The sequence below is a fragment of the Actinomadura sp. 7K507 genome (assembly GCF_004348425.1).
Taxonomy (GTDB): domain Bacteria; phylum Actinomycetota; class Actinomycetes; order Streptosporangiales; family Streptosporangiaceae; genus Spirillospora.
This window is the reverse complement of sequence record NZ_SMKK01000132.1, coordinates 1-25,678: the sequence shown is the minus strand read 5'-3', so window position 1 is coordinate 25,678 and position 25,678 is coordinate 1. Positions and strand designations below refer to the sequence as shown.

Genomic DNA, 25,678 nt, shown 5'->3' with positions numbered 1-25,678 from the left:
CGTACACGCCGGACGGGCCCGGGACGTTGCGGCTCCGGCTGGTCGGGGACGTCGTCGAGGCCACTGCGTGGGGTCCTGGGGCCGAGTGGCTGCTGGACGGGGTGCCCGAGCTGCTGGGGTCGGACGATGTGCCCGAGGATTTCGAGGCGCGGCATGACGTCGTCCGGGAGCAGGTGGTCCGGCGGGCGGGGCTGCGGATCGGGAAGTCGCGGCGGGTGTTCGAGGCGCTGGTGCCTGCGGTTATGGAGCAGAAGGTCCTGGGGATCGAGGCTTTTCGGGCCTGGAGGTATCTGCTGCGGAAGTTCGGGGAGCCCGCGCCGGGGGCGCCGCATATGCGGGTGCCGCCGCCGCCCGGGGTTTGGGCGCGGATTCCGTCGTGGGAGTGGCATCGGGCCGGGCTTGAGGCCGTGCGGGCTCGGACGATCATCGGGGCGGCGCGGGTCGCGGGGCGGCTGGAGGAGGACGCGGGGGAGGCCCGGCTGCGGTCGCTGCCCGGTATCGGCATCTGGACGGCCGCCGAGATCCGGCAGCGGGCTGTCGGTGACCCCGACGCAGTGTCCGTCGGGGACTACAACCTGCCCGGTCTGGTGGGGTGGGCGCTGGTGGGGCGCAAGGTCGATGACGCCGGGATGTTGGAGCTGCTTGAGCCCTACGCCGGTCACCGGTACCGGGTCACCCGGCTGCTGGAATCGTCCGGGAGGCGCCCGCCGAGGCGCGGCCCCCGGCTGCCCGTCCGGGACTACCGGTCTTTCTGATCACGCCTCCCAGGACTTGAGCGCCTTGTCGATCTCCTTGCGCGTCGGGACGCGCAGGGACGGCGGTGCCGTTTCCGGGAGGTCGTGCTCGTCGGCGTAGGCGGGGGTCAAGGTCCCGTCTGGGGCGCGGAAACCGGCCCGCTGGAGGGTGTCGCGGGCGGATCCCGTCCCTAGCGCGGCTTTGAACGCATCCGCTGCGTCCTGCCGGTTCTGGTTCTTCGTGGTGACGACGTAGGGGTGGTCCAGCGTCAGCGTGCCTTCGTCCGGCATGAAGCCGACGATGGGGTTGGGACGGTGGGTGTCGTTGTAGGCGACGACTGCTTGCTCGGTGGTGACCGCCAGGGGGCGTGCGGATCGCTCGGCGCCGGTGAGGTCGGCTAGGACCGCCGTCGACGCACCGGAGGTGGCGTCCGGTCTCCCCGGCGCGTTGTCGCGGAGCGCCTCGGCCACGTCGTCCGCGTCGTCGGCGTCGTCCGTTTGGCCTTCGGTGACCTGGTCGATGGCGATCATGGCGATCGTCCCGCTCATGCCGGTGCGGGGGTCGGGCACGGCGCGGGCCAGGCCGAAGCCGCCCGCCTCGTCCTTCCGCAGCAGTTCCCAGCCGATGGTGAGGTCGGCGTCGCGGAACTCGGCCTCCACCGGGTGGGTGGTGGCGAGCACCACCGGCGTCGTCGCCACGGGGGACCCCGCCGGCGGGACGGACGTGTCACCAGCATCACGGGCGAGTTCCAGCCACAGCGACGATTCCGGCACCCACGCGTCGGCCTTGGCTCGCAGGGCGGCGTCCCCCATGAAGCCGGTGGGTGAGATCGCGGTGACGTGCGCGTCGACGCAGCGTCCACCGACTCGGTGCTCCTCCACGTTGAAGCGGTCAGCCACGTCGCTCAGCGCGGGCGCGATCTCCGGTTGGGCCGCGATGGTGATCCGGAGCGTGGAGCCGCCGCACGAGGTGGTCCCTGGGAGGAGGCCAAGCGCCCATGCTCCGCTGCCCACGCCGGTCAGGAGCAATGCCGCCGCGGCCCAGGCGGCCGGCCGCCTCCACAGGTTCACCCGTCAGTAATACAGCCGAATGTCACGTCCCGACCAGCGGCAGATTGAGTTTTCCTCCGTTGCCGAAGTGGCCTATGCCGTCGGTGCGGCGCGACGCCTCGAGGCGTTCTGCGGGGACTTCGCCGTAGAGGGTGGTGCGCTGCTTGGCGGGACGGCCCGCGCGAGCCGCTATCTCTTCCAGTTCGCTGATCGGCTTGAAGGAGCCGTTCTCCGACCCGGCCATGCGGCTGATGGTCTCTTCCATGAGCGTGCCGCCGAGGTCGTTCACGCCGCCTTGCAAGACGCGCGTGCAGAGTTCGTCTCCCAGTTTCACCCAGGACGTCTGGATGTTGTGGATCGCGCCGTGCAGCAGGATCCGCGCCAAAGCGTGGACGGCGATGTTCTCCCGGACGGTCGGTCCCGGACGTGCCAGCCCGGCGAGATAGATGGGCGAGTTGTGGTGCACGAAGGGCAGCAGAACGAATTCGCTGAACCCGCCTGTCCGTTCCTGGATGGAGCGGAGCAGTTTGATGTGTGCGACCCAATGCGAGGGTGTGTCCACGTGCCCGTACATCATCGTCGACGTCGTCGGCAGCCCGATCTCGTGCGCGTTGGTGACGACCTCGACCCACTGGTCTGTGGGCAGCTTGCCCTTGGTCAGCACCCAGCGGACGTCGTCGTCCAGGATCTCGGCGGCGGTGCCCGGCAGCGAGTCGACACCGGCCTCCTTCGCGCCCTGCAGCCATTCCCGGATCGACATGTCCGTGCGGGACGCGCCGTTCACGACCTCCATCGGGCTGTAGGAGTGCAGGTGGATGCCGGGCGCGCGGCGCTTCACCTCCCGGGCGAGGTCGAAGTAGGCGGTGCCGGGCATGTCGGGGTGGATGCCGCCCTGCATGCAGACTTCGGTGGCGCCCGCAGCCCACGCCTCGTCCACCCGGTCCCCGACCTGCTGGAGGGAGAGCGTGTAGGCGTCGGCGTCCGTGCGGCGCTGCGCGAACGCGCAGAACCGGCAGCCGGTGTAGCAGACGTTCGTGAAGTTGATGTTCCGGGTGACGACGTAGGTGACGTCGTCGCCGGACACGTCGCGGCGCAGGTCGTCGGCGAGCTTGGCGAGCGCGTCCAGTTCCGGGCCTTCGGCGTGCAGGAGGGCCAGGGCTTCATCGTCCGACAGGCCCGCGGGGTTCTGTTCCGCGCGCGCGAGAGCGGTCTTGACGTCGGCGTCGAAGCGCTGGGGGGCGGCCATGCGGTCGCGGAGCGCGTCCCAGTCGCCGTACACCTCGTCGAAGTCGTCCCGCCGGTCGCTGGTGCGGCCGGTCGTGTCGATCTCGGTGTGCAGGTCGGTCCGCCCGGACGCCTCGAACCCGCCGTCGGGCTCCTGCCAGGGGCGTCCCTCAAGGACGGCGTCCTCCCGCGCCAGGCCGGTCGCCGGGTCGGCCAGCGCCGCCACGTGGCCCATGACCCGCGGGTCCAGCCACGGCTCGCCGCGCCGCACGTACTCGGGGTAGATCGTCAGCCGTTCGCGCAGCTCGAAACCCGCGGCCGCCGTCAGCTGCGACAGCTCGTCGATCTGCGGCCACGGCCGCTCCGGGTTCACGTGGTCCGGCGTCAGCGGCGACACGCCGCCCCAGTCGTCGATGCCGGCGCGCAGCATCAACGCGTACTGGTCGGCGACCAGGTTCGGCGGCGCCTGGACGCGGGCCTTCGGGCCGAGGACGAGCCGCGTCACCGCGATCGTCGCGGCCAGCTCGTCCAGCTCGGCGTCGGGGGTGTCGCGCATCTTGGTGTCGGGCTTCGCGCGGAAGTTCTGGACGATGACCTCCTGGATCGCCCCGTACTCGCGCATCGTCCGCCGGATCTCGAAGATCGCGTCCGCGCGCTCCTCGATCGTCTCGCCGATACCGATCAGGATGCCGGTCGTGAACGGCACGTTCGTCCGCCCGGCGTCCTCAAGGACCCGCAGCCGGACGGCGGGGTCCTTGTCCGGCGACCCGAAGTGCGGGCCGCCGCGCTCGCTGAACAGCCGCGTCGCGGTGGTCTCCAGCATCATGCCCATGGATGGCGCGACCGGCTTGAGCCGCTGGAAGTCGCGCCAGGTCAGGACGCCTGGGTTCAGGTGCGGCAGGAGCCCGGTCTCCTCCAGCACCCGGATCGCCATCGCCCGGACGTAGGAGAGCGTGTCGTCGTAGCCGTGCGCGTCCAGCCATTCGCGGGCCTGTTTCCACCTGTCCTCGGGACGGTCCCCGAGCGTGAACAGGGCCTCCTTGCAGCCCATCTCCGCGCCCTGCCGCGCGATCTCCAGGACCTCGTCGGGGCTCAGGTAGGGCGCGTCCAGCTTGTGCGGGACGGTCGCGAACGTGCAGTACCCGCAGCGGTCCCGGCACAGCCGCGTCAGCGGGATGAAGACCTTGCGGCTGTAGGTGATGACGCCCGGACGGCCCGCGGCGTCCAGGCCGGCGTCCCGGGTGCGGGCGGCGTAGGCGAGCAGATCGTCGAGCTGCGCCCCGCGGGCCTGCAGCAGTGTGGTGGCCTCGGATGGATCGAGTGTCTTGCCGTCACGCGCGCGGGCCAGTGCCCGGCGAAGCGCGGAGCTCGTGGCGTCCATGCGCGCACTCTATGCCAATCGTCATAATCTGTGCCGCGCCGGGGGTCCCCGAAATGACCCGTTTGTGTGCTAGCCCCGCCCGCCCGCGATCTATTCCCGCCACCTGCGCTCTATTCCCGCTTCACCGGACCTCGATGAACGCCTCCGCGCCGCGCGGCGGACGCTCGCGCGGCGGCGCGGCCGGGTGCCCGACGCCGACGGCGCCCATCGGGTCCCAGTCACCGGGCAGGCCCAGCGTCTCGCGGACGACGTCGCGGCAGAACATCGTGCTCGACACCCAGCACGACCCGAGACCCTCCACGGCCAGCGCGACCAGCAGGTTCTCCACGCCCGCGCCGGCGGCCACGACGAACATCTCGCGCTCGGCACGGGACCGGCGCTCGTCCGGATAGTCGTGCGAGCCGTCCATGACCAGGCACGGGACGACCAGGTACGGCGCCCGCCGCAGCACATCGCCGCGCCGCAGCCGCTTGGTGACCGACTCCTCCGAGAAGCCGTCGCGGCGCAGGTCGGCCTCCCAGGCGTCGCGCATCGCGTCCAGCAGCCGCGTCCGGGACTCCGCCGACTCCACCAGCACGAACCGCCACGGCGTGGTGTGGTGCGGCGCCGGCGCGGTGATCGCGGCGGCGACCGCGCGGCGCACCGCCGCCGGGTCGACCGGGTCGGCGGTGAACTCGCGGATCGTGCGCCGCGCCTGCAGCACCTCGGACGGCCCGTACCGGAACATGTCCTCGTCCGGCGGGCGGACCAGCACCCGCGCGCCCGGCCCGTCGTCCGGCGTGACCAGGCCGGACAGGCCGCGCACGACCGCGACGGGCACCCCGTCCAGCTTGCCCTTGACCAGCTCCCCGGCGGACGCGATCTCGTCGGCGACCGCGGTGATCGTCGCTTCGAGCGGGTTGCCGTAGGTGTCGCTCCGGCCGCGCAGGTCGCTGATCGGCTCCAGGCCCGCGACGCCGATCGCCGCGTCCGTCAGCCCGTTGCGCCACGGCCGCCCGAACGTGTCGGACACGATGACGGCGACGTCCACCCCGGTGCGTTCGCGCAGGCCCGCGCGGATCCGCCGGGCCGAGGCGTCCGGGTCCTCCGGCAGCAGCAGCACCGTGCCGGGCTTCGTGTTGGACGCGTCCACCCCGGCCGCCGCCAGGACGAGCCCCTGCCGCGTCTCCACGATCCGGGTCTCGCCGCGGGCGTGCGTCCGCCGCGCCACCACCCGCACGGTCTCCGCGTCGATCGCCTTCTCCCGGTCGCCGGCGACCAGGACCCGCCCCTCCGCCTTGCTGATGATCTTGGACGTGACGACGAGCACATCGCCGTCCTGCACCGCCCCCGCCGGGATCAGCGCCGCGATGTCGTCGCCCTCGGCGACCTCCGGCAACCCCGCGACCCCGAAAATCTCCAGGCGGCTCGCCCTGTCCTCCACCACCGGGCCCTCGCTCACCGGGCCTTCGCTCACTGGGCCCTCCACCACCGGGTCCTCCATCACTGGGCCCTCCACCACCGGGTCCTCCATCACTGGGCCTCCTCCGCCTGCTTCAGCTCCAGCGCGAGGTCGAGGGCCGCGCGGGCGATGGCGGCGGTGGCCTGCTCGTCGCTCATCAGCAGCGGCCGCGAACGTACGTCGATGCCCTCCACCCGGACGTCCGCGTCCGCCTCGTCGACGAGCCAGCCGTCCAGCAGCCCGAGCCCGTACAGCTCCGCGACCGCCCGCGCCGAGGTCTCCCTGCCGATCGCGGTCAGGCACGCGTCCGCCATGCCGTGCACGGGCGCCCCGCCGATGATCGGGGAGACGCCGACGACCGTCCTGCTCGCGATCGCGTCCCGGATTCCGGGGACCGCCAGGATCGTCCCGACGCTCACCACCGGGTTGGACGGCGGGAACAGCACCACGTCGGCCGCCTCGACCGCCGCGAGCACGCCCGGTGCGGGCTTGGACTCCTCGGCGCCGATCGCCGCGATCGACAGCGCCGGAACGGACGCCCGCAGCCGCACCCACCACTCCTGGAAGTGGATCGCGCGCCGCCCCTGCTCGTCCTCGATGACCACGTGCGTCTCGACCTGGTCGTCGGTCATCGGGAGGAGCCGGACACCCGGCTTCCACCGGTCGCACAGGGCCTCGGTCACCGCCGACAGCTTGTAGCCGGCCGCCAGCATCTGCGTCCGGACGATGTGGGTCGCGAAGTCGCGGTCGCCCAGCCCGAACCAGCCCGGCCCGACACCGTAGGCGGCGAGTTCGTCCTTGACGGTGAACGTCTCGTCGGTCCGGCCCCACCCCTGGTCCTCGTTGATGCCGCCGCCGAGCGTGTACATCACCGTGTCCAGATCGGGACACACCCGCAGCCCGAACAAGGAGATGTCGTCTCCGGTGTTGCCGATGACGGTGATCTCCGCTTCGGGGGCCGCCGACCGGAGCCCCCGCAGAAAACGAGCCCCGCCGACCCCACCCGCCAACACCACGATCTTCATGCCGCAAGCGTATCTACAGCACGGCGTACAAGGCCCGACGCCAAGGGCACTGCAGATGAACACACCATGCGAATCTGTGCCAAGCTTTGGGGTGTAATCGGAAGCCTCGGTCTGGAGATTTCACCGTGAACAAGGAAGCCGTCCAGCGCCTGCGCGAACCGGCCGCCTGGGTACTGCTCGCCTCGGCCGGCGTGCAGTTGCTCGCGGGCATAATCTCGCTGCTGGGCGAGAGTGGCACGTTCACCGGACGTGCCATGATCGAGACCCGCGACGGGATGTTCCTCCAGATCGGCATCGTCGGGATCCTCGTGCTCGCCGTCCTGCTGGTCGCCTGGGGCGACCGCCCCACCCCGCAGGCCCGGACGATCACCATGGGGGCGCTCGGCGTCCTCGGCGGCATCGCCCTGTTCGGCATCATCTGCTGGCTCGCCGGGATGCTCGTCGACTCCGAGGCGGCGGGCGCGCTCACGAAGCTGTCGGTGTTCCTGCTCGGGGCCGGGAAGATCGCCGTGGTGGGTGTCGGCGCCTGGTACGTCTTCACGGTGTTCCAGAGCATGCAGCCGGCGCGTCCGCAGCACGGGCAGCCGCCGCAGATGCAGCAGGGCTACCCCGACTACGGGTACCAGCAAGGCCAGCAGCCCGGCCAGCAGCAGTACGGGCAGCAGCAGGAGTACGGCGGGCAGCAGGGCTACGGCCAGCAGCAGTACCAGCAGTACCAGCAGTACGGCCAGCAGCCGGGCGCCGAGGGCCAGCAGGCCGCGCAGCCGGGTTACGAGCAGCAGCCGGGTTACGAGCAGCAGCAGTACGGGCAGCAGCCCCAGCAGCAGTACGGCCAGCAGGACTACCAGCAGTACGGCGGGCAGGGCGGCTACCAGGCGGGCCGGCAGGGCTACGAGCAGCAGGCACCGCCCCCGTCCGAGCAGGACGAGATGGGCGAGTGGACCCGCGCGTACGGCGGCTCCGGCCAGGACCCCCAGGGGACGCAGCCCGCGCCAGGTGGTGAACACCGTCCGGACGAGGGCGGCGACTGGTACCGGGACAACCGTCCCCCGCCTCCGTAGTGAGGTACCCGCGCCGACGGTGACCGGCGGATTAACTGATCTTCATCCGAAGGTCAGCCCGCCCATCCCGGCAAACCCCGCTAAGTCGCCCTGGAAAGCCATCCGGCTTGACGGGGCGGGCACTACACGCGTGTAATTTCGTCGGTGTAGTTTCAATGCCTTCCCGGGGGAAGGAACCGGAGGGAAGGCATTGACCAGGGGGTTCCACGGGCAGGGAGGTGCGCTGTGAGCGAGGTGGTCATCCCGCTGGCGCACGGCACAGACGGTGAAGAGTTGGGCTGGCAGGAGCGCGCACTGTGCGCGCAGACGGACCCGGAGGCGTTTTTTCCGGAGAAGGGCGGCTCCACTCGGGAGGCCAAGAAGGTGTGCCGGGCGTGCGAGGTGCGTACGGAGTGCCTGGAGTACGCGCTGCAGCACGATGAACGTTTCGGCATCTGGGGCGGGCTCTCCGAGCGGGAACGCCGCAAGCTGAAGCGCCAGGCCGTCTAGCGCCGTCCGGCCGCGCCAGTCGTGGCACGGGGTCTTCGACGGGGGAGGCCCGGCCGGACCGGTCGCGCACCCGGATCTCGGGGATCCAAGGCGTGCGCCGCGCGGCCACGCGTACAGTTATCAGCCGTGCCGACCCTCGGGTCGGCACGGCTGATGTCGTTTCACAGACCGTCGTTCCACAGACCGTCGTCTCACAGAGTTGTCGTCTCACAGATCGAGCGATCCTTGGCCCCCACTCTCGATCGCCATAACGTCACGGCCGTCCTCGTCGCCCACGATGGCGCACGCTGGCTCCCGGAGACGCTGAAGGCGCTGCTGACACAGGCCCGGCCGGTGCAGCGCCTCGTGACCGTGGACACCGGAAGCCTCGACCGCGGCCCCGGCGTCCTCGCCGAGGTCGTCGGCGAGGCCGCGATCCTCACGCTGCCGCGCACCACCGGCTACGGGGAGGCCGTCGCGGAGGCCCTCCGCCAGGACGCGGCGTCCGCCCCCGTCCCCGACGACGATCCAGGGAACGCGCGCACCGAATGGATCTGGCTGCTGCACGACGACTGCGCGCCCGCCCACGACGCGCTCGCCCAGCTGCTGCGGACCGCTGACACCGACCCCAACATGGCGGTGCTCGGCCCCAAGGTCCGCGACTGGGACGACCGGCGCGTTCTGCGTGAGGTGGGCACCACCGTCGACGCCGCCGGACGCCGCGAGACCGGCCTGGACCGGCGCGAGTTCGACCAGGGCCAGCACGACGGCGTCCGGGACGTGCTGGCCGTCGGCAGCGCCGGCATGCTGGTCCGCCGGGACGTGTGGGAGCGGCTCGGCGGCTTCGACGTCGAGTACGGCCTCTTCCGCGAGGACCTGGACTTCTGCTGGCGGGTCCACGCGGCCGGGCACCGGGTCGTGACGGCGAGCGACGCCGTCGTCTACCACGCGGAGGCGTCCCGGCGGGGCCGCCGCGAGATCGGCATGACCGGCGAGCACCCGGCACGCCGCGACCGCCGCAACGCCGTCCTCACGCTGCTCGCCAACCAGCCCTTCCCGGCGATGCTGCGGGCGCTGGCCCGCAACGTCTGGGCGTCCCTCGTCCATGCCCTCTGCCTGGCGCTCACCAAGCGGCCGGTGGCGGCACGCGAGGAGGTCCGCGCGCTCGGCGACGTGCTGCGCGACCCCGGGCGGCTGAGGCGGGCGCGGGCGGCCCGCGCGGACGGCCGGACCCGCGCGCACCGCAGCATCCGGCGCTTCCAACCCCGCTGGGTCGTGCTGCGCCGGACGGTCGAGGCGGTCTCGGAGTATCTCGCCGCCCACGAACGCGAACGCGAGCGAGAGGACCCGGACGGGGAGAGCGACTCCGCCGAGCCGGGCCCGATCCGCCGCTTCCTCGCCCGCCCCGGCGTCATGGTCGTCCTGCTGCTGGCCGCCGTCGCGGCCGCCGCCGAGCGGTCCCTGCTCACCGCCGCCGGACGGCTCGGCGGGGGCGCTCTCGTTCCCGCCTGGGGCGGTGCTAGCGACCTGTGGGCGCAGTACCTGTCCGGCTGGCATCCGGTCGGGCTCGGCAGCGACGCCGGGAGCCCGCCGTACATCGGGGTCCTCGCCGTGCTGTCCACCGTCCTGTTCGGCAAGCCGTGGCTGGCGGTGTCGATCCTCCTGCTGGGCAGCGTGCCGCTCGCCGGCCTCACCGCCTACCACGCGTCCCGGCTGCTGGTCGCGGAGAAGCCGCGGACCGGGCGGCGCGCACGCGCGAACGGCCGCCGGGTCCCCGTGTCCGCCGTCCGGGCGTGGTTCGCCGCCGTGTACGCGCTGCTGCCCGCCGCGACCGGCGCCATCGCGGGCGGACGGCTCGGTACCGCCGTCGTGCACGTGCTGCTGCCGCTGATCGCCGTGCACGCCGCCCGCGTCTACGGTCTCCCCCGTTCCGGCTCACCCGGCACGGGCGCGGCCGCGCTGGACGCCCGGACGCGGCGCAAGCGGGCCGGACGGTCCGCGTGGACGGTCGCGCTGTTACTGGCCGTCGCGATGGCGTTCGTCCCGCTCACCTGGCTGATCGGCGTGGTCGCCGCCGCGATGGTGTGGGCGCTGTTCGACCGGCCGGGACCGCGCGGGCGCCGCAACCTCGCCATCGCGCTGGGCGTCCCGCCGCTGCTGCTGCTCCCGTGGACGGCCGGCCTCCTGCTGAACCCGTCCCGGTTCCTGACGGAGGCGGGCCTGCACCGGCGCTTCGAACCCGCCGCGGCGGGCGACCTGCTCGCCCTCAACCCGGGCGGGCCCGGCACGCCCGCGTGGTGGGCACTGGCGGGGCTCCTCGCCGTCGCGGTGTGCGCGCTGCCGGTGCGCAACGGCCGCAACTCCGTGCTCGCGGGCTGGCTGCTGGCCATCTTCGCGCTGCTCGTCGCGATCCTGACCAGCGCCGCCACCGTGACCAAGGGCGCGGACGAGGCGCCCGTCTGGCCCGGGGTCGCGCTGATCTTCGCGGCCGCCGGGGTGCTGCTCGCCGCGACCAGCGCCGTCCAGCGCGCGACCGAGGCCCTCGCGGGCGATCACCCGATCTACCGGAGCGGCGGAGCGGTCGTGGTGCTCGCAGCGCTCACCGCCCCCGTGCTGGCCGCCGGATTCTGGGTCGCCGGTGGCGCGGACGGCCCGCTCGCCAAGGTCGACCCGGACACGGTCCCCGCGTTCGTGCACGCACCCGGTGGGGCGAGGACCCTCGTCCTGAACGGAGAACCGACCGGACGCGTCTCCTACACGATCCTCCGGGACGCGCGTCCGAGGATCGGTGAATCGGAGGTCGTGGACGGCGGCCAAGCCCACGACCGCCTGGACGACATCGTGGCCGGTCTGGCGGCGGGCCGCGAGGACGACGCCGGGCCTGCACTGACCCGGATGGGCGTCCAGTACCTCCTGGTGCCGCATCCCGAGGCGGACCCCATCACCGACGTTCTCGACGCGGCGCCCGAACTGACCCGCCTCAGCCGGACGGAGACGTTCGCCGTGTGGCAGCTCCACTCGCCGTCCGCCCGCATGATGCTTCTGCAGGACTCCAAGGTCACGCCACTGCACGCAGGACGCATCGACGCCCGCATGCAGATCCCGCCGGGAACCGGCACGCGCACACTCCTCCTGGCCGAACCCGCCGACGGTGGGTGGCAAGCCACCCTGAACGGACGGGAGGTCAAAGAGCGGACCGTGGACGGCTGGGCGCAGGGCTATGACATCCCCTCCGCCGGAGGAGAGTTCCAGCTGACCAGATCCATGGCGATGCGACACACGTGGTTGGCCGTCCAGGGCGTCGCCGTCCCGCTGGTTGTCGCCCTGGCACTGCCCGGCGCCAAGGACGCCCAGGTGTTCGCAGGGGAACGCGAACGACGCCGCGGGAAGCGGAGCCGCCGCCGAGGAACCCACTCCCGCGCACGGCACGCGACCGCGCCCCCCGCACTCGCGCAAGGACCCGAACCGGGGGAGCACAGCCCGGAGGATCACAGCCCGGAGGAGCGCAGCCAGGGCGAGCACAGCCAGGGCGAGCACAGCCCGGGAGAACGCACCTCGGAGGAGCGTAGCCAGGGAGAACGCACCCCGGAGGCGCGCACCCTGGAGGAGCGCACCTCGGAGGAGCGCGGCCCGGAGGAGCGCAGCACGGGAGAACGCGGCCCGGAGGAGCGCGGCCCGGAGGAGCGCAGCACGGGAGAACGCGGCCCGGAGGAGCGCAGTCCGGAGGAGGTCTCGTGAAGAAGCCGGACCTGAACCTGAAGCTGAATCTGAAGCTGAGCCCGAACGTGGACCTGGACAAGGTTCTGCGTCTCCTCAGCCTGCGCTACGCGTCCGCCGCACTCGTGCTCGTCGCCGTCGCCGCGTTGTACGGGGCCGCGGCGTTCTCCCGTCCAGGAGAAGCCTCGGACAAGGGCCGGGAGGCGCCGGTCGCCACCGCGGTGATGGTCTGCCCCGGCCACGAGGGCGGACGGCTGGCCGTCCAGTCCCTCCCCGACCGGAAGGCCGGCGGGAGCGTCGCCATGACGCCCACCAAGGGCGGCTCCGCGCTCGGGGCCATGTCGTCGCCCGGCCAGAGCTGGGGCAAGGACACCAAGTCCGGCGACGACTCCTACACCCTCCGCGCCACCGGAGTGATGGCCGCGGGGCTGGAGGCCGAGCAGACCACCCACTGGGACGGCGGCGACGACCGCGGCCTCGCCGGCGCCCGCTGCGCCACCCCCGCCACCGACTTGTGGTTCATGGGCCCCGGACCGGCCTCCGCCGACGAACTCGACCTTCACCTGACCAACGTCGACTCGCAGCCCGCGTTCGTGGACCTCACCGCCATGTCCGGCGAAGGCCCCCTCGACACCGTCGACGGCCGCGCCACCCGCGTCGACCCCTACACGACCAAGGTCGTGAAGATCGGCGAGTCGGCCGAGGGCCTCGGCAGCGTCGTGACCAGCGCCGCCGACCTCGCCCTGCGCGTCAGCACCTCCAGCGGCCGCGTCGCGGCGTCCCTGCGCGTCCGGATCGGCGAGAAGAAGGGCCTGGAGTGGCTGCCGCGGTCGCACGCCCCCGCCTCGTCGCTACTGGTTCCCGGCGTGCCGGGCGGATCGGGTCAGCGCCGGCTGGTGGTCGCCGTCCCCGGCGAGGCCGACGCGCGGATCAGGGTGCAGGTCATCACGGCCGACGGCGCGTACGCCCCGCTGGGCCAGGACGTCCTGGACGCGCCCGCCAGGACCGTCACGTCCGTGCCCCTCGACCGTGCCCTGCTCGGCAAGAGTTCCGCCGTCCGGCTCGTGTCCGACCGCCCGGTCCTCGCGGGGTTCGCGGCCGAGCGGGGCGCCGACGTCGCCTACGGCACCGCCACCCCGCCGCTCGCCGGGTCCGGCCCCGGCATCGTGGCCGACAACCGGTTCGACTCCACCCTCGTCCTGAGCGCCCCCGCCGGCGCGGCGGCCGTCCGGGTCACGACCATGAACGCCGGCGGCAGGGGCGCCTCGCAGGAGATCAAGATTCCCGCCGGCCGCACCGTGCAGCACGAGCTGACCGCCCCCGCCAAGGGCGCCGAGGACGACGAGACCTACGGCGCCGTGATCATCCCGGAGCCGGGCTCGGCCCCCGTCCACGCCTCACGGACCCTCTCCACGGGCAAGGGCGACGAGTACCTCTTCACCGTCCTGCCGATCATCCCCGCGCCCACGACCGTCCACCTGCCCGGCACGGCCGGTTCCCAGACCGCCCTGATCCCCGGCGAGTAGGCACCTCGCCGGTCAGTCGTCGGGGGAGTCGTAGCTGGGGTCGACGGACTCGGGGGAGAGGCCGAGCAGATCGGCGACCTCTTCGACGAGAAGGTCGCGGACGAGGCGAGCGACCTCCGCCTCACCGGTGGCTCGGGCCTCGATGGGCCGGCGAAAGACGACGATCCGCACCGGCAGACCGCCGTCCCCGAGCACGGTGGCGCCGAGTGGGACGGGACCGTCGAATCCCGGCTCGACGCTCGGTACCTCCTCGACCGTGAACTGGACCTTCGCCAGCTCCCGGCCCCAGCGCAGACCCAGCCGGCGCACCTCGTCGTCCACGAGGTCGTCGAACCGTTCCGCCCGGGTGCGTGAGACCGGCGCCTGCGGGGGCGTCAGAGGACCACGAACGCCACGACCGTGCCGATCGCGACGTCGTACGCCTGCCACACGGGATCGCACGCCACCCAGACTACTCCTGCCGCCCCTGTGCCTTCCGGTGCCTCTGCCTTCCGGTGCCCGTGCCTTCCGGTGCCCGTGCCTTCCGGTGCCCGTGCCTTCCAGTGCCGTGTCTTCCAGTGCCAGGGGCATCGCCTGCCACGGGCATCGGGCGGTGTCCAGGTGCCGCACGGTGAGGGTCGGGGACCATACGGAATGTAGTTGTTGCCCCGGAAATCGCCCGGTAACGGCGACACGTGCGCCCGGGTGGTGGCGGAGCCGGTGGGAGGGAGGTACGGTCAGCCATCGTGAGCCCCGTCCGTACCTGCTCCCGCACCGCCTGCAAGGCGCCGGCAGTGTTCACGCTCACGTATGTCTACCGTGACTCGACCGCGGTACTGGGGCCCCTTGCCACGTACGCCGAGCCGCACTGCTACGACCTGTGCGCGGAGCATTCCGAGCGGCTGACCGCCCCGATGGGGTGGGAGCTGGTGCGGCTGCCGGTCGAGGAGGAGTCCGAGCCCAGCGCGGACGACCTGGAGGCCCTCGCCGACGCCGTCCGCGAGGCCGCCAAGCCCGCCGCCGGATCCGGCCAGGAGCCGGTCGGGCAGGGCACCGAGGTCGGCCGCCGCGGCCACCTGCGGGTCCTCCGCTCGGAGCCCGCCGCGACGCAGCACGGCCAGGAGTGACCACCTCCCGTCACGCCACCTTCCGCCGCACCACCTTCCGCCGCACCACCTTCCGCCGCACCACCTCCAGGCACGCCACCTCCAGGCACGCCACCTCCTGCCACGGGGAACCTGCTTGAGGGGAAATCCCTCCCGGGTGTGGTGACGTCCCGTCCGGTCGCCGCCCGCCCATCCCGGTAGGCTCGTGTCCCTGTCGCTCTTCCGGGGCGGCGTTCTGCAGGCCGGCGTCTGCAGGCGGCATTCTGCAGGCGGTGCTCTTCCGGAGCAGCGTGCTTTCCGAGCAGGGTTCTTTCTGAGCACGGTTCTTTACGGGCAGGTTCTTTCCGGGCAGCGTTCACCCGGACCGGGGTTCCTCCGGCCGGGTTCTTCTGGACAGGGAGCAGGAGTGGGCGACCTCGCCAAGATCTTCAAGGCGTACGACATCCGCGGCGTCGTGCCGGACGAGTTCGACGCCGCGACCGCCGAGGCCACCGGCGCGGCGTTCGTCCGGGTGACGGGGGCGAGCGCGGTCGTCACGGCCCACGACATGCGGGCGTCGTCGGTCCCGCTTTCGGAGGCGTTCGCGCGGGGCGCGACGTCCCAGGGCGCGGACGTGATCGAGGCGGGGCTCGGCTCCACCGACCTGCTGTACTACGCCAGCGGAAACCTCGACCTGCCCGGCGCGATGTTCACCGCGAGCCACAATCCCGCCAAGTACAACGGGATGAAGCTGTGCCGCTCCGGCGCCCGGCCGGTCGGCAGCGACTCCGGCCTCTCCGAGATCCGCGAAATGATCGAGAACGGCGTCCCCGCCTATGACGGCGAGCCCGGCACGGTCTCGCGCCGCGACGTCCTCAAGGGCTACGCCGACCACCTGAAGACGCTCGTCGACCTGTCGTCCATCCGCCCGCTCAAGGTCGTCGTGGACGCGGGCAACGGCATGGGCGGGCACACCGTCCCACCGGTGTTCGAAGGCCTGCCGATCGATCTGGTGCCGCTGTACTTCGAGCTGGACGGCACCTTCCCCAACCACGAGGCCAACCCGATCGAGCCGGAGAACCTGCGCGACCTTCAGGCCAAGGTCCGCGAGACGGGCGCCGACATCGGGCTGGCCTTCGACGGCGACGCCGACCGCTGCTTCGTGGTGGACGAGCGCGGCGAGATCGTCGCCCCGTCCGCGATCACGGCGCTGGTCGCGACGCGGGAGCTGGCCAAGCACCCGGGCTCCTCGATCGTGCACAACCTGATCACTTCGCAGGCCGTCCCGGAGATCGTCTCCGAGCACGGCGGGACGCCCGTCCGGACGCGCGTCGGGCACTCGTTCATCAAGCAGACGATGGCGGAGACGGGCGCGGTGTTCGGCGGCGAGCACTCGGCGCACTTCTACTTCCGCGACTTCTGGTTCGCCGACTCCGGCATGCTGGCGGCCCTGCACGTCCTCGCGGCGCTCGGGCAGCAGGACGGGACGTTGTCGGAGCTGCTCGGCGAGTACACCCGCTACGTCGCGTCCGGCGAGATCAACAGCGAGGTCGCCGACCAGGCGGCCGCCGCCGGGAAGGTCCGGGACACCTTCGCCGGACGGCCCGGTGTCACGATCGACGAGCTGGACGGGCTGACCGTGAGCGACGAGGCCGGCGGCTGGTGGTTCAACCTGCGGCCGTCCAACACCGAGCCGCTGCTGCGCCTCAACGCCGAGGCGGCCGACGACGCGACCATGGTGGCGATCCGCGACGAGGTCCTGGCGCTCGTGCGGGGCAAGTGACCGGGTCGGGGGAGAAATGACCGGACCGGGGAGAAGCGACCGGGCCAGGAAAGGTGACCGGGTCGTCGGAAAGCGACCGGGTCAAGGAAAGTGACCGGGTCGTCGGAAAGCGACCGGGTCGAGGAAAGTGACCGCTGAGGGAAGAGGTGACGCTGCGATGACGATGAAGCTCGACTCCTGGCTGATGGAGATTCTCGCCTGCCCCAACTGCGGTGGCGGGCTGCGTGCCGACGAAGAGGCCGCGGAGCTGGTGTGCACAGGCTCCTGCAATTACGCCTATCCCGTCCGTGACGACATCCCCGTCCTGCTCGTCGACGAGGCCAGGACCCCCGCTCCGTGACAGAAGGGCTGGACCCTTCGCGGCTGGAGGGCGCGGCCGCGGCGGAGGCGGCCGATCCCGGGGGGATGCTGCGGCAGGTCGCGTCGTCGGCGGCGCAGGTCCGGGAGGCGCAGCGGGCGGCGGCCGAGGCGGGGATCGCCGGGCTCGCCGAGGACGGCAGGCCCCGCGCGATCGTGGTCGCCGGAATGGGCGGTTCGGGCCTGTCGGGTGACGTCCTCGCCGCCGTGTGCGGGGTGGGCTGCGCGATCCCGGTGACGACGGTGCGCGGCTACCGGCTGCCCGGCTGGGTGGGCGCCGCCGATCTCGTCATCGCGGTGTCCTGCTCCGGGGAGACGGAGGAGACCCTGGAGGTCGCCGCGGAGGCGGCCCGCCGTGGATGCAGGCTGCTGTTCGTCGGCGGGACCGGCTCGTCGCTCGCGGCCATGTCCGACCGGAGCCGCGGGGTGTTCGTCCCGGTCCGCTCGGCGGGGCAGCCGCGCTCGACGCTGTGGGGCCTCACGATCCCGCTGGTCCTCGCCGCGCGCACCATGGGCCTGGCGAACGTTCCCGACGCGGTGCTGGAGTCCACGGCCGAGCGTCTGGAGGACGTCGCGCACCGGTGCCGTCCGTCCAGCGAGCCGTTCGTCAACCCCGCCAAGCGGATCGCGCTCGACCTCGCGGGCGACGTGCCGATGGTGTGGGGGTCGTCGGCGCTGGCCGGGACGGCCGCCTACCGGCTGTGCTGCCAGCTCAACGAGAACGCCAAATACCCGGGCGTCTTCGGTGAGGTGCCGGAGGCCGACCACAACCAGGTGATGGCGTTCGACGGCTTCTTCGCACGGCAGAGCGGCCCGTTCGACGCCGACGACTTCTTTCGCGACCGCGTGGACGATCCCGGGCCTGAGCACGGGCTGCACCTCGTCGTCATGCGGGACGTGGAGGAGCATCCGCAGGTGCGCAAGCGGTGCGAGGCGTCCGCCGAGATGGCCCGCGACCGCGGCGTGACGGTCACCGAAATCCGAGCCGAGGGAGAACATCCGCTGGAAAGAATCGCGACACTGATCGCGGTGGCGGACTACATCACGGTTTACTTGGCTATCGCGCTGGGCGTGGACCCCACTCCGGTGCCGGTCATCCAAGAACTCAAGGCGAGGATTTCCCAGATATGAGTGCTGAGGGCGGAACGAAGGCGATCATCGCCGCGCTGCTCGCCAACACCGGAATCGCGGTATCGAAGTTCGTCGCGTTCGTGTTCACCGGTTCGTCGTCGATGATCGCCGAGTCGGTCCACTCGGTGGCGGACGCCGGGAACCAGGCGCTGCTGCTGCTGGGCGGCAAGCGCGCCAAGCGCGGCCGGACGCAGCAGCACCAGTTCGGCTACGGGCGCGAGCGCTACTTCTACGCGTTCGTCGTCGCGGTCGTCCTGTTCACCATCGGCGCGATGTTCTCGCTGTACGAGGGCTACCACAAGATCTCCCACCCGGAGGCGATCAAGGCTCCGGAGTGGGCGTTCGGCGTGCTGACCGCCGCGATCATCATGGAGATCATCTCGTTCCGGACCGCGATCGTGGAGTCGAACCGGGTCCGCGGCGACCAGTCCTGGTGGACGTTCATCCGCCGCGCCAAGGCACCCGAGCTGCCGGTGGTGCTGCTGGAGGACCTGGGCGCCCTCGTGGGCCTGTTCTTCGCGATGTTCGGCGTCACGATGGCCGTGGTCACCGGCAACGGCGTATGGGACGGCGTCGGCACCGTCGGGATCGGCGTGCTGCTCGCCGTGATCGCGGTGATCCTGGCGGTCGAGACCAAGAGCCTGCTGATCGGCGAGGGCGCCGACCCCGAGATCGAGCGGGGGATCACCGAGGCGGTGGAGTCGGTGGAGCAGGTCGAACGCCTCGTCCACATGCGTACCCAGTACATGGGCCCGGAGGAGCTGCTGGTCGCCGCCAAGATCGCCGTCAGTCACGACGACACGGCCGCGGACGTGGCGCGGGGCATCGACGCGGCGGAGGCCAAGATCCGGGAGTTCTGCCCGGAGGCGAAGCTGATCTATCTGGAGCCGGCGCTGAGCGAGCCCTCGGTCGAGCCCGCGGGCACTGGCGTCCCGGAGCCGGCGGAGAGTCCGGAGACGAACCTGGAGAAGACGGGCTCGGAGCCCCCCGCGTCGTCCTGACCACGCACGGGCCCCCGCACGGGGCCGGTTGCCCGGGGAGGGGTCTCGGAGGAACATGGGACCCCTCGCCGGACGGCCGCCGCTGTGCCGATCGACCCCAGCCCAGGCGAGAGCGGCGAGTGCCTCCGAGGAGGCTCGTAGCACGGCCGTCCGGCGAGGTGCTTCCCATATGTCCCCGCCCGGACCCCTGAAGCCGGGCGGTTCTGGTGTGACCGCGGTGGCCCCGCCAAACCCCCTACGTTGGCGGGGCCACCGTTGCGGTCACGGTTAAGACACTACGTTCGCGCTGGTCTCCGGCACGTCCCCCTCAGGGAGGGAACGCGGCTGGTACTCCAGGTGGATTCGCGCCGCCCGCATACATCCCCGCGGTGAGGCGGTAGCGCGCCGCAGAGGTCAGTATTGAAGGGTGACCTCCGACGACAAGGCCCGGACCGGACCCGATCCCGCGGGGTTCGGCCCAGCGGTCGCGCACCACGCGTGGCGGCTGTCCGGCCGGATCGTAGCGGGCGTGGGGCAGCTGCTGCTGTGGATCCTCACCGGCATCGGCACCCTGCTGCGCCCGGTGGCCGCCCGGCTCGCCGCGCGGCTGAACGGCGGCGGTGGACGCCACCCGTCCCCCGGCATGCCCGGCGCCCAGGCGGACGCGACGGCGCCGCTGCCGCGCTGGATCAACACCTGGCGGGAGATCGCGGGCTCCTGGTACTTCGCCCCGCTGACCGGCCTCGCGCTCACCGTCGCCGCGCTGGCCGAGCTGGCGCCGCGCGCCGAATCGCCGATCAGCCTCGCGGGCGGGTTCGCGGTCGCGGCGACGCTCCCGCTCGTCTGGCGCCGCGAGAACCTGCGCCCGGTCGCGGCGGTGCTGCTCGGCGCGGTCGCGGCGAACCTGCTCACCGGCGTCGACCTGCTGATCACCACGGGTTTCGCGGCTCTCTACACGCTGTACGCGCTGGGACGGCAGCTGCCCCGCCAGTCCACCGGCGTCCTCGCCGCCGGCAGCGTCGCCACCCTCGCGGTCGTCTACCTGGCCGCGGGAACGCTGGACGACGTCCCCTGGCCGGCCGCGTTCGTCGCGGTCCTCGCCGCGATCGGCCTTGGGGACGCCCGGACCGTCGTGGAGTCGGCCGGGCGGACCGAGGCGGAGGCCGCCGAACGCACCAACGAGACCCTCACCCGGCTCACCGCCGTCCAGCGGGAGCAGGCGGTGATGCGCGAACGCGCCCGCATCGCCCGCGAGCTGCACGACGTCGTCGCGCACTCCGTCTCCATGATCGCGGTGCAGGCGGAGACCGCCCCGTACACGATGGAGAACCTGTCGCCCGAGGCCCGCGCCGGCTACACCGAGATCGCCAAGACCGCCCGGGACGCGCTGGTGGAGATGCGGCGCCTGCTCAGCGTGCTGCGAGCCGACGCCACCCCGGAGCCCGAGTCGGCCAACTCGCCGCAGCCGCGCCTGGACCGGCTGCCCGACCTGATCGAGCAGCACCGCGGCGCCGGCGGCGCCGTCGACCTCGCCGTGCACGGCGACCCGCGCGGCCTGTCCACGACGGTCGAGCTGTCGGCGTACCGGATCGTCCAGGAGGCCCTGACGAACGCCCGGCGGCACGCGCCGGGCGCCGGGGTGCGCGTCGACCTGATGTTCATGCCGGACCGGCTGGCGGTCCGCGTCCGCGACGACGGCTCCGCCGCCCAGGGCGCTGCGCCGGACCCCACTGCGCCGGACCCCACTGGGCAGGTTCCCGCTGGGCAGGCTCCCGCGGGGCACGACCCCTCCGCGCCGACCCGCGTCCTGAACCGCGACGACCCCCGCGCCCGTACCGCGATACTGGACCCCGCGGGCCGACCGCCCGCGGACGCCGGACGCACCCGCCTGGAGGCGCCGGAGTCCGCCCGCGGAATGGAATCCGCTGGGGGACCGGAATCCCTTGGGGGACACGGCCTCGTCGGGATGCGGGAACGTGCGACGATGCTGGGCGGACGGTTCTCCGCCGGCCCGGCCACCGAGGGCGGGTTCCTGGTGGAGGCCGAGCTTCCGCTGACGAGTGAGGGGAATACCACCGGTGGACACGGTTCCGAGGCGCCGCCCGGCGGCCGCTGATCCCCGCCGGCCCGGGAGGCGGCAGCGGTGATCAACGTGCTGATCGTCGACGACCAGACGATCGTGCGGGCCGGGTTCGCCGCCCTGCTCGACGCCCAGGACGACATCTCCGTCATCGGCGAGGCCGGCGACGGGCGCGAGGCCGTCCGGATCGCCGAACGTCGCCGTCCCGACGTCATCGTCATGGACATCCGGATGCCCGGCATGGACGGCATCGAGGCGACCCGCCGCATCCTCGCCCTGCCCGGCTCCGAGGGCGTCCGGGTCCTGGTGCTGACGACGTTCGACGTGGACGAGTACGTCTACGAGGCGCTCGCCGTCGGCGCGAGCGGCTTCCTGCTGAAGGACGCGACGGCGGACGAGCTCGTCTCCGCCGTCCGGGTGGTGGCGCGCGGCGACTCCCTCCTGGCGCCGCAGGTCACCGGACGGCTCATCCGGGAGTTCACCAAGCAGCGGCGCAACAGGCCGCAGGCGCCCTCGGAGCTGTCGACGCTGACGGCCCGCGAGTCGGAGGTCCTCGTCCTCATCGCGGGCGGCCTGTCCAACGGCGAGATCGCGGAACGCCTCGTGGTCAGCGAGCACACCGTCAAGACCCACGTGGCCCGCGTCTTCACCAAGCTCGGCCTCCGCGACCGGGCCCAGGCGGTCATGCTCGCCTACGAGTCCGGCGTGGTCGTCCCCGGCGAGAGCAACGCCTAGAGCCTGCACGGTCAGCGGCGGCGGAGGAGGCGCATGGCCTTCTCCTTTTCGAAGTCGAGGGCTCGGGTGGGGGGTGCGGAGAGGCGGCCGATGCGTTCGCCCAGTTCGCGGACGTGCGCCTGCACCTGCGGTTCGGCAAGGACGCGGAGGCCGAACGCCAGCTCGGCCGGGCCGATGTCGTAGCGCTTCTCCAGGGCGAGGGCGAGCGCGACCGCCCGCAGTTCGGTGTCGCCGAACTGGCGGTGGCCGCCGCCGCGCCCGCGGGCGGAGATCCCCTCCCGGGTGGCGGGCAGCAGCCCGAGGGCCTCGCGGTAGCGGAGCATGCGGGGCGAGGTGCCGAGCCGCCGGGCGGCCTCAGTGATGCGCATGATGGCAATTCTGACAAATTAGCGTCAGGAAGTCGCGTCCGGTCGTGCCAGCGGGCGACCACCACGCTTAGACTCACGGGCGTTGCCGCCACCGTCCACACGGACGGCAACCGCTCGCGTGCAGACCGCGCCCCGACCCGCACCCTGCGGACCGGTCACCCACACACCACACACAGGAGCACCGAAAGCATGGACTACAAGGTCGCCGACCTTTCGCTGGCCGACTTCGGACGCCGGGAGATCCGGCTCGCCGAGCACGAGATGCCGGGCCTGATGGCGGTGCGCCGGGAGTACGCCGCCGCCCAGCCGCTGCGCGGCGCCAAGATCATGGGCTCCCTGCACATGACGATCCAGACGGCCGTGCTGATCGAGACGCTGGTGGACCTCGGCGCCGACGTCCGCTGGGTGTCCTGCAACATCTTCTCCACCCAGGACCACGCGGCCGCCGCGGTCGTCGTGGGCAAGAACGGCTCCGCCACCGACCTGCAGGGTGTGCCGGTGTTCGCCTGGAAGGGCGAGACCCTCGAAGAGTACTGGTGGTGCACCGACCAGGCGCTCCAGTGGCCGGACGGCAGCGGCCCGAACATGATCCTGGACGACGGCGGCGACGCCACCATGCTGGTCCTCAAGGGCGCCGAGTACGAGAAGGCGGGCGCCGTGCCGACCGCCACCGCCGAAGACCCCGAGGAGCTGGGCGTCGTCCTCGACACCCTCCGCCGCACCATCGCCGAGAAGCCCGGCCGCTGGACCGCGACCGCCGCCGAGATCAAGGGCGTCACCGAGGAGACCACGACCGGCGTCCACCGCCTCTACGAGATGGCGAAGGCCGGCACGCTCGCCTTCCCGGCGATCAACGTCAACGACTCGGTCACCAAGTCGAAGTTCGACAACAAGTACGGCTGCCGGCACAGCGTGCTGGACGGCCTGAACCGCGCCACCGACGTGCTGATCGGCGGCAAGGTCGCGGTCGTGTGCGGCTACGGCGACGTCGGCAAGGGCTGCGCGGACGCGCTCAAGGGCCAGGGCGCCCGCGTGATCGTCACCGAGATCGACCCGATCTGCGCGCTGCAGGCCGCGATGGACGGCTACCAGGTCACCACCCTGGAGGACGTCGTCGACATCGCCGACATCTTCGTCACCACCACCGGCAACTTCAACATCATCACGGCCGACCACATGAGCCGGATGAAGCACCAGGCGATCGTGTCCAACATCGGGCACTTCGACAACGAGATCGACATGGCCGGCCTCGCCAGGATCTCCGGCATCGAGAAGATCGAGATCAAGCCGCAGGTCCACGAGTGGCGCTTCTCCGACGGCCGCTCCATCCTCGTCCTCGCCGAGGGCCGCCTGATGAACCTGGGCTGCGCCACCGGCCACCCCTCGTTCGTGATGTCCAACTCGTTCACGAACCAGGTCATCGCGCAGATCGAGCTGTTCACCAAGACGGACGAGTACCCGATCGACGTGTACGTCCTGCCCAAGCACCTGGACGAGAAGGTCGCCCGCCTCCACCTGGACGCCCTCGGCGTCAAGCTCACCGAGCTGACCAAGGAGCAGGCGTCCTACATCGGCGTCCACGTCGAAGGCCCCTACAAGCCGGACCACTACCGCTACTGAGCGAAGGCGGCTTCGGACCGCCGCACGGCCCCCACCGGCCGTGCGGCGGTCCGTGCCTTAGGGCAGGGGCATTGAGGGGAGTCGATGAGCGATATCGCGGACGCTTCGCTGGCGTACGAGGGCGTCAAGCGGATCGAGTGGGCCGACCGGAGCATGCCCGTTCTGCGGCAGATCCGGGAGCGGTTCGCCGACGAGCGTCCACTGGACGGGCTGAAGGTCGCGGCATGCATGCACATCACGACCGAGACCGCCGGGCTCATCCGGACCCTCCAGGCGGGCGGCGCGAGCGTCGCGCTCGCTTCGTCGAACCCGCTGTCCACTCAGGACGACACCGCGGCGGCCCTCGTCCAGGAGTACGGGGCGGAGGTGTTCGCACGCGCGGGCATCGATCGTGAGGGGTACTACGCCCACATCCACCAGGCGCTGGAGACCGGGCCGGACATCGTCCTGGACGACGGTTGCGACCTGGTCAACACGTTGCACATCGACCGGACCGACCTGCTCGGCACGGTCAAGGCCGGGTGCGAGCAGACGACGACGGGTGTCATCCGCCTGCACCAGATGGCGCTTGAGGGCGCGCTCCGCTTCCCGATGGTCGCGGTCAACGACACCGCCACCAAGCACATGTTCGACAACCGCTACGGCACCGGCCAGTCGACGCTGGACGGCATCATCCGCGCGACCAACACGCTCCTGGCCGGCAAGACCATCGTCGTCGCGGGCTTCGGGTACTGCGGGCGCGGCCTGGCCGAACGTGCGCGCGGCCTCGGCGCCCGCGTCGTCGTCACCGAGATCGACCCGGTGAAGGCGCTGGACGCGGCGCTGCAGGGCTTCTCCGTCCAGCCCATGGCCGAGGCCGCCGTCGACGGCGACGTCTTCATCACGGTCACCGGCAACCGCGACGTGGTCAACGGCGAGCATCTCGCCGTGATGAAGGACGGCGCGATCCTCGCCAACTCCGGCCACTTCGACGTCGAGATCGACGTCCGCGCGCTGGCCGAGCTGGCGGTCGAGGTCCACCGCGATGTTCGTCCGCAGGCCGACGAGTACGTCCTGGCCGACGGCCGCCGCCTCGTCCTGCTCGCCGAGGGCCGGCTGGTCAACCTGGCCGCCGCGGAAGGCCACCCCGCCGCGGTCATGGACATGTCGTTCGCCGACCAGGCCCTCACCTGCGCGTGGCTCGCCACCGCACACTCGGCCCTGTCCCCGGCCGTCCACGACGTCCCGAAGGAGATCGACACGGAGGTGGCGCGCCTCAAACTGGCGTCGATGTCCATCTCCATCGACCTGCTGACCAAGGACCAGGAGGACTACCTGCACTCCTGGCGCATAGGATCCTGAGCCGATGCCCGCCGGCGCGTACCTCCACCTGGACGAGGACTCGGACGAGGGGCTTGAGGAGCGCTTCCAGTGCGCGCCCGGCCCCGGCGGCTGGCGCTACACGTCCCAGCGCTCCGACGGCGTCCGAGTGGACCTCGTCGTGGACGCCCGCTGGCGGCAGATCCGCCTCGAACTCGTCACCCCCACCTGGTGGCTGCGGGGCGGCGTCACCGGCCCCGAGGTCGCCTGGGTACGCGCGGCCGGCGAGACGGGCAACGAGCACACCGAACGAGCGTCCGGCTTCCTGTCCGACTCGCCGGGTTTCCTCGTCGCCATCGCGCACTCCCTGGACCTGGAGGAGAACGCGGAGACGGACGTGCGGCTCGTCCGGTTGAGCGGCCCGTCCCTCTCGCCATTGACGGCCACCTGGCGATGGCATCGGGCCGGAACGTCGACCTACGACACCGACACCGACCCGCTCCCGGTCTCGCAGTACGAGATCACGGACCTGTCCACGGGCGAGATCGAAACGGTGCACCTCGCAGGCGACGTCGTCCTCGCCGCCCCCGGCTTGGAACTCACCGACCTGGAATCCCCGCCCAACCTCCGAACC

21 protein-coding genes are annotated in these 25,678 nt (G+C 72.0%); 15 read left to right on the top strand and 6 right to left on the bottom strand.

Annotated features, from left to right (window positions below):
* Positions 1 to 755, top strand: a 755-nt coding sequence (locus E1285_RS26825) for a DNA-3-methyladenine glycosylase 2 family protein (RefSeq protein ID WP_132156811.1), incomplete at its 5' end; no start/stop codon positions are given.
* On the opposite strand, the gene E1285_RS26820 is transcribed toward E1285_RS26825, so the two are convergent.
* From E1285_RS26820 to cofD, 4 genes are all read right to left on the bottom strand, one after another.
* Entirely contained in the window at positions 756 to 1,805 is a 1,050-nt protein-coding gene (locus E1285_RS26820) for a substrate-binding domain-containing protein (protein WP_132156809.1), read from the bottom strand. It abuts the gene before it with no gap.
* Positions 1,806 to 1,827: 22 nt separating this feature from the next.
* Complete coding sequence (locus E1285_RS26815) at positions 1,828 to 4,389, bottom strand: bifunctional FO biosynthesis protein CofGH (RefSeq protein ID WP_132156807.1); 2,562 nt, start codon at positions 4,387 to 4,389, stop codon at positions 1,828 to 1,830.
* Positions 4,390 to 4,510: 121 nt separating this feature from the next.
* Positions 4,511 to 5,902: a coenzyme F420-0:L-glutamate ligase gene (locus E1285_RS26810; RefSeq protein ID WP_243723077.1), complete on the bottom strand. Its 1,392-nt coding sequence runs from the start codon at positions 5,900 to 5,902 to the stop codon at positions 4,511 to 4,513.
* Positions 5,902 to 6,855 carry a 2-phospho-L-lactate transferase gene (gene cofD / locus E1285_RS26805; protein ID WP_132156805.1) on the bottom strand — a complete coding sequence of 318 codons (954 nt, stop codon included), beginning with the start codon at positions 6,853 to 6,855 and terminating at the stop codon, positions 5,902 to 5,904. Before cofD ends, E1285_RS26810 begins: the two co-directional genes overlap by 1 nt.
* Positions 6,856 to 6,980: 125 nt before the next feature.
* Here cofD and E1285_RS26800 point away from each other — a divergent pair, with 125 nt between their 5' ends.
* The 4 genes from E1285_RS26800 to E1285_RS26785 all read left to right on the top strand — a co-directional run bounded on the left by E1285_RS26800 (position 6,981) and on the right by E1285_RS26785 (position 13,627).
* The gene (locus E1285_RS26800) at positions 6,981 to 7,916 is read left to right on the top strand and encodes a hypothetical protein (RefSeq protein WP_132156803.1); all 936 of its coding nucleotides are present in this window, start codon (positions 6,981 to 6,983) and stop codon (positions 7,914 to 7,916) included.
* 225 nt (positions 7,917 to 8,141) lie between these two features.
* Positions 8,142 to 8,405, top strand: a complete 264-nt coding sequence (locus tag E1285_RS26795) for a WhiB family transcriptional regulator (RefSeq protein WP_021594342.1) — start codon at positions 8,142 to 8,144, stop codon at positions 8,403 to 8,405.
* Between the two features lie 225 nt (positions 8,406 to 8,630).
* Positions 8,631 to 12,122, top strand: a complete 3,492-nt coding sequence (locus E1285_RS26790) for a glycosyltransferase (protein WP_243723076.1) — start codon at positions 8,631 to 8,633, stop codon at positions 12,120 to 12,122.
* Positions 12,119 to 13,627, top strand: a complete 1,509-nt coding sequence (locus E1285_RS26785; RefSeq protein ID WP_132156801.1) for a DUF5719 family protein — start codon at positions 12,119 to 12,121, stop codon at positions 13,625 to 13,627. Before E1285_RS26790 ends, E1285_RS26785 begins: the two co-directional genes overlap by 4 nt.
* A gap of 12 nt (positions 13,628 to 13,639) precedes the next feature.
* On the opposite strand, the gene E1285_RS26780 is transcribed toward E1285_RS26785, so the two are convergent.
* A complete protein-coding gene (locus tag E1285_RS26780; RefSeq protein WP_132156813.1) occupies positions 13,640 to 14,056 on the bottom strand; it encodes a metallopeptidase family protein in 417 nt (138 codons plus the stop codon).
* A 296-nt stretch (positions 14,057 to 14,352) separates the two neighbouring features.
* Between E1285_RS26780 and E1285_RS26775 the strand changes: the two genes are divergently transcribed.
* The 7 genes from E1285_RS26775 to E1285_RS26745 all read left to right on the top strand — a co-directional run bounded on the left by E1285_RS26775 (position 14,353) and on the right by E1285_RS26745 (position 21,757).
* The gene (locus tag E1285_RS26775; RefSeq protein ID WP_132156799.1) at positions 14,353 to 14,733 is read left to right on the top strand and encodes a DUF3499 domain-containing protein; all 381 of its coding nucleotides are present in this window, start codon (positions 14,353 to 14,355) and stop codon (positions 14,731 to 14,733) included.
* A 385-nt stretch (positions 14,734 to 15,118) separates the two neighbouring features.
* Positions 15,119 to 16,474 carry a phosphomannomutase/phosphoglucomutase gene (locus E1285_RS26770; RefSeq protein ID WP_132156797.1) on the top strand — a complete coding sequence of 452 codons (1,356 nt, stop codon included), beginning with the start codon at positions 15,119 to 15,121 and terminating at the stop codon, positions 16,472 to 16,474.
* Positions 16,475 to 16,631: 157 nt separating this feature from the next.
* On the top strand, positions 16,632 to 16,814 hold the full coding sequence (locus E1285_RS26765) for a Trm112 family protein (RefSeq protein WP_132156795.1): 183 nt from the start codon (positions 16,632 to 16,634) through the stop codon (positions 16,812 to 16,814).
* Positions 16,811 to 17,962: a bifunctional phosphoglucose/phosphomannose isomerase gene (locus tag E1285_RS26760; RefSeq protein ID WP_132156793.1), complete on the top strand. Its 1,152-nt coding sequence runs from the start codon at positions 16,811 to 16,813 to the stop codon at positions 17,960 to 17,962. The genes E1285_RS26765 and E1285_RS26760 overlap by 4 nt, the downstream gene beginning before the upstream one ends.
* Positions 17,959 to 18,963 carry a cation diffusion facilitator family transporter gene (locus E1285_RS26755; protein ID WP_132156791.1) on the top strand — a complete coding sequence of 335 codons (1,005 nt, stop codon included), beginning with the start codon at positions 17,959 to 17,961 and terminating at the stop codon, positions 18,961 to 18,963. The genes E1285_RS26760 and E1285_RS26755 overlap by 4 nt, the downstream gene beginning before the upstream one ends.
* A gap of 406 nt (positions 18,964 to 19,369) precedes the next feature.
* Complete coding sequence (locus E1285_RS26750; RefSeq protein ID WP_132156789.1) at positions 19,370 to 21,058, top strand: histidine kinase; 1,689 nt, start codon at positions 19,370 to 19,372, stop codon at positions 21,056 to 21,058.
* A 27-nt stretch (positions 21,059 to 21,085) separates the two neighbouring features.
* A complete protein-coding gene (locus E1285_RS26745) occupies positions 21,086 to 21,757 on the top strand; it encodes a response regulator transcription factor (RefSeq protein WP_132156787.1) in 672 nt (223 codons plus the stop codon).
* Between the two features lie 11 nt (positions 21,758 to 21,768).
* Here E1285_RS26745 and E1285_RS26740 read toward each other — a convergent pair whose 3' ends face one another.
* Entirely contained in the window at positions 21,769 to 22,125 is a 357-nt protein-coding gene (locus tag E1285_RS26740; protein ID WP_132156785.1) for a MerR family transcriptional regulator, read from the bottom strand.
* A gap of 189 nt (positions 22,126 to 22,314) precedes the next feature.
* Between E1285_RS26740 and ahcY (E1285_RS26735) the strand changes: the two genes are divergently transcribed.
* The 3 genes from ahcY (E1285_RS26735) to E1285_RS26725 form a co-directional block, all read left to right on the top strand.
* A complete protein-coding gene (ahcY, locus tag E1285_RS26735; protein ID WP_132156783.1) occupies positions 22,315 to 23,745 on the top strand; it encodes an adenosylhomocysteinase in 1,431 nt (476 codons plus the stop codon).
* Positions 23,746 to 23,829: 84 nt separating this feature from the next.
* Complete coding sequence (gene ahcY, locus E1285_RS26730) at positions 23,830 to 25,086, top strand: adenosylhomocysteinase (RefSeq protein WP_132156781.1); 1,257 nt, start codon at positions 23,830 to 23,832, stop codon at positions 25,084 to 25,086.
* A gap of 4 nt (positions 25,087 to 25,090) precedes the next feature.
* Positions 25,091 to 25,678 (top strand): hypothetical protein (locus E1285_RS26725; protein ID WP_132156779.1); only part of this gene is annotated, 588 nt, incomplete at its 3' end.

Coding starts and splice junctions, on each gene's coding strand:
- E1285_RS26815 (WP_132156807.1), bottom strand. CDS start 4,389: ATGGACGCCACGAGCTCCGCGCTTCGCCGGGCACTGGCCCGCGCGCGT.
- E1285_RS26810 (WP_243723077.1), bottom strand. CDS start 5,902: ATGGAGGACCCGGTGGTGGAGGGCCCAGTGATGGAGGACCCGGTGGTG.
- cofD (WP_132156805.1), bottom strand. CDS start 6,855: ATGAAGATCGTGGTGTTGGCGGGTGGGGTCGGCGGGGCTCGTTTTCTG.
- E1285_RS26765 (WP_132156795.1), top strand. CDS start 16,632: ATGACGATGAAGCTCGACTCCTGGCTGATGGAGATTCTCGCCTGCCCC.
- E1285_RS26755 (WP_132156791.1), top strand. CDS start 17,959: ATGAGTGCTGAGGGCGGAACGAAGGCGATCATCGCCGCGCTGCTCGCC.
- E1285_RS26740 (WP_132156785.1), bottom strand. CDS start 22,125: ATGCGCATCACTGAGGCCGCCCGGCGGCTCGGCACCTCGCCCCGCATG.
- ahcY (WP_132156783.1), top strand. CDS start 22,315: ATGGACTACAAGGTCGCCGACCTTTCGCTGGCCGACTTCGGACGCCGG.
- ahcY (WP_132156781.1), top strand. CDS start 23,830: ATGAGCGATATCGCGGACGCTTCGCTGGCGTACGAGGGCGTCAAGCGG.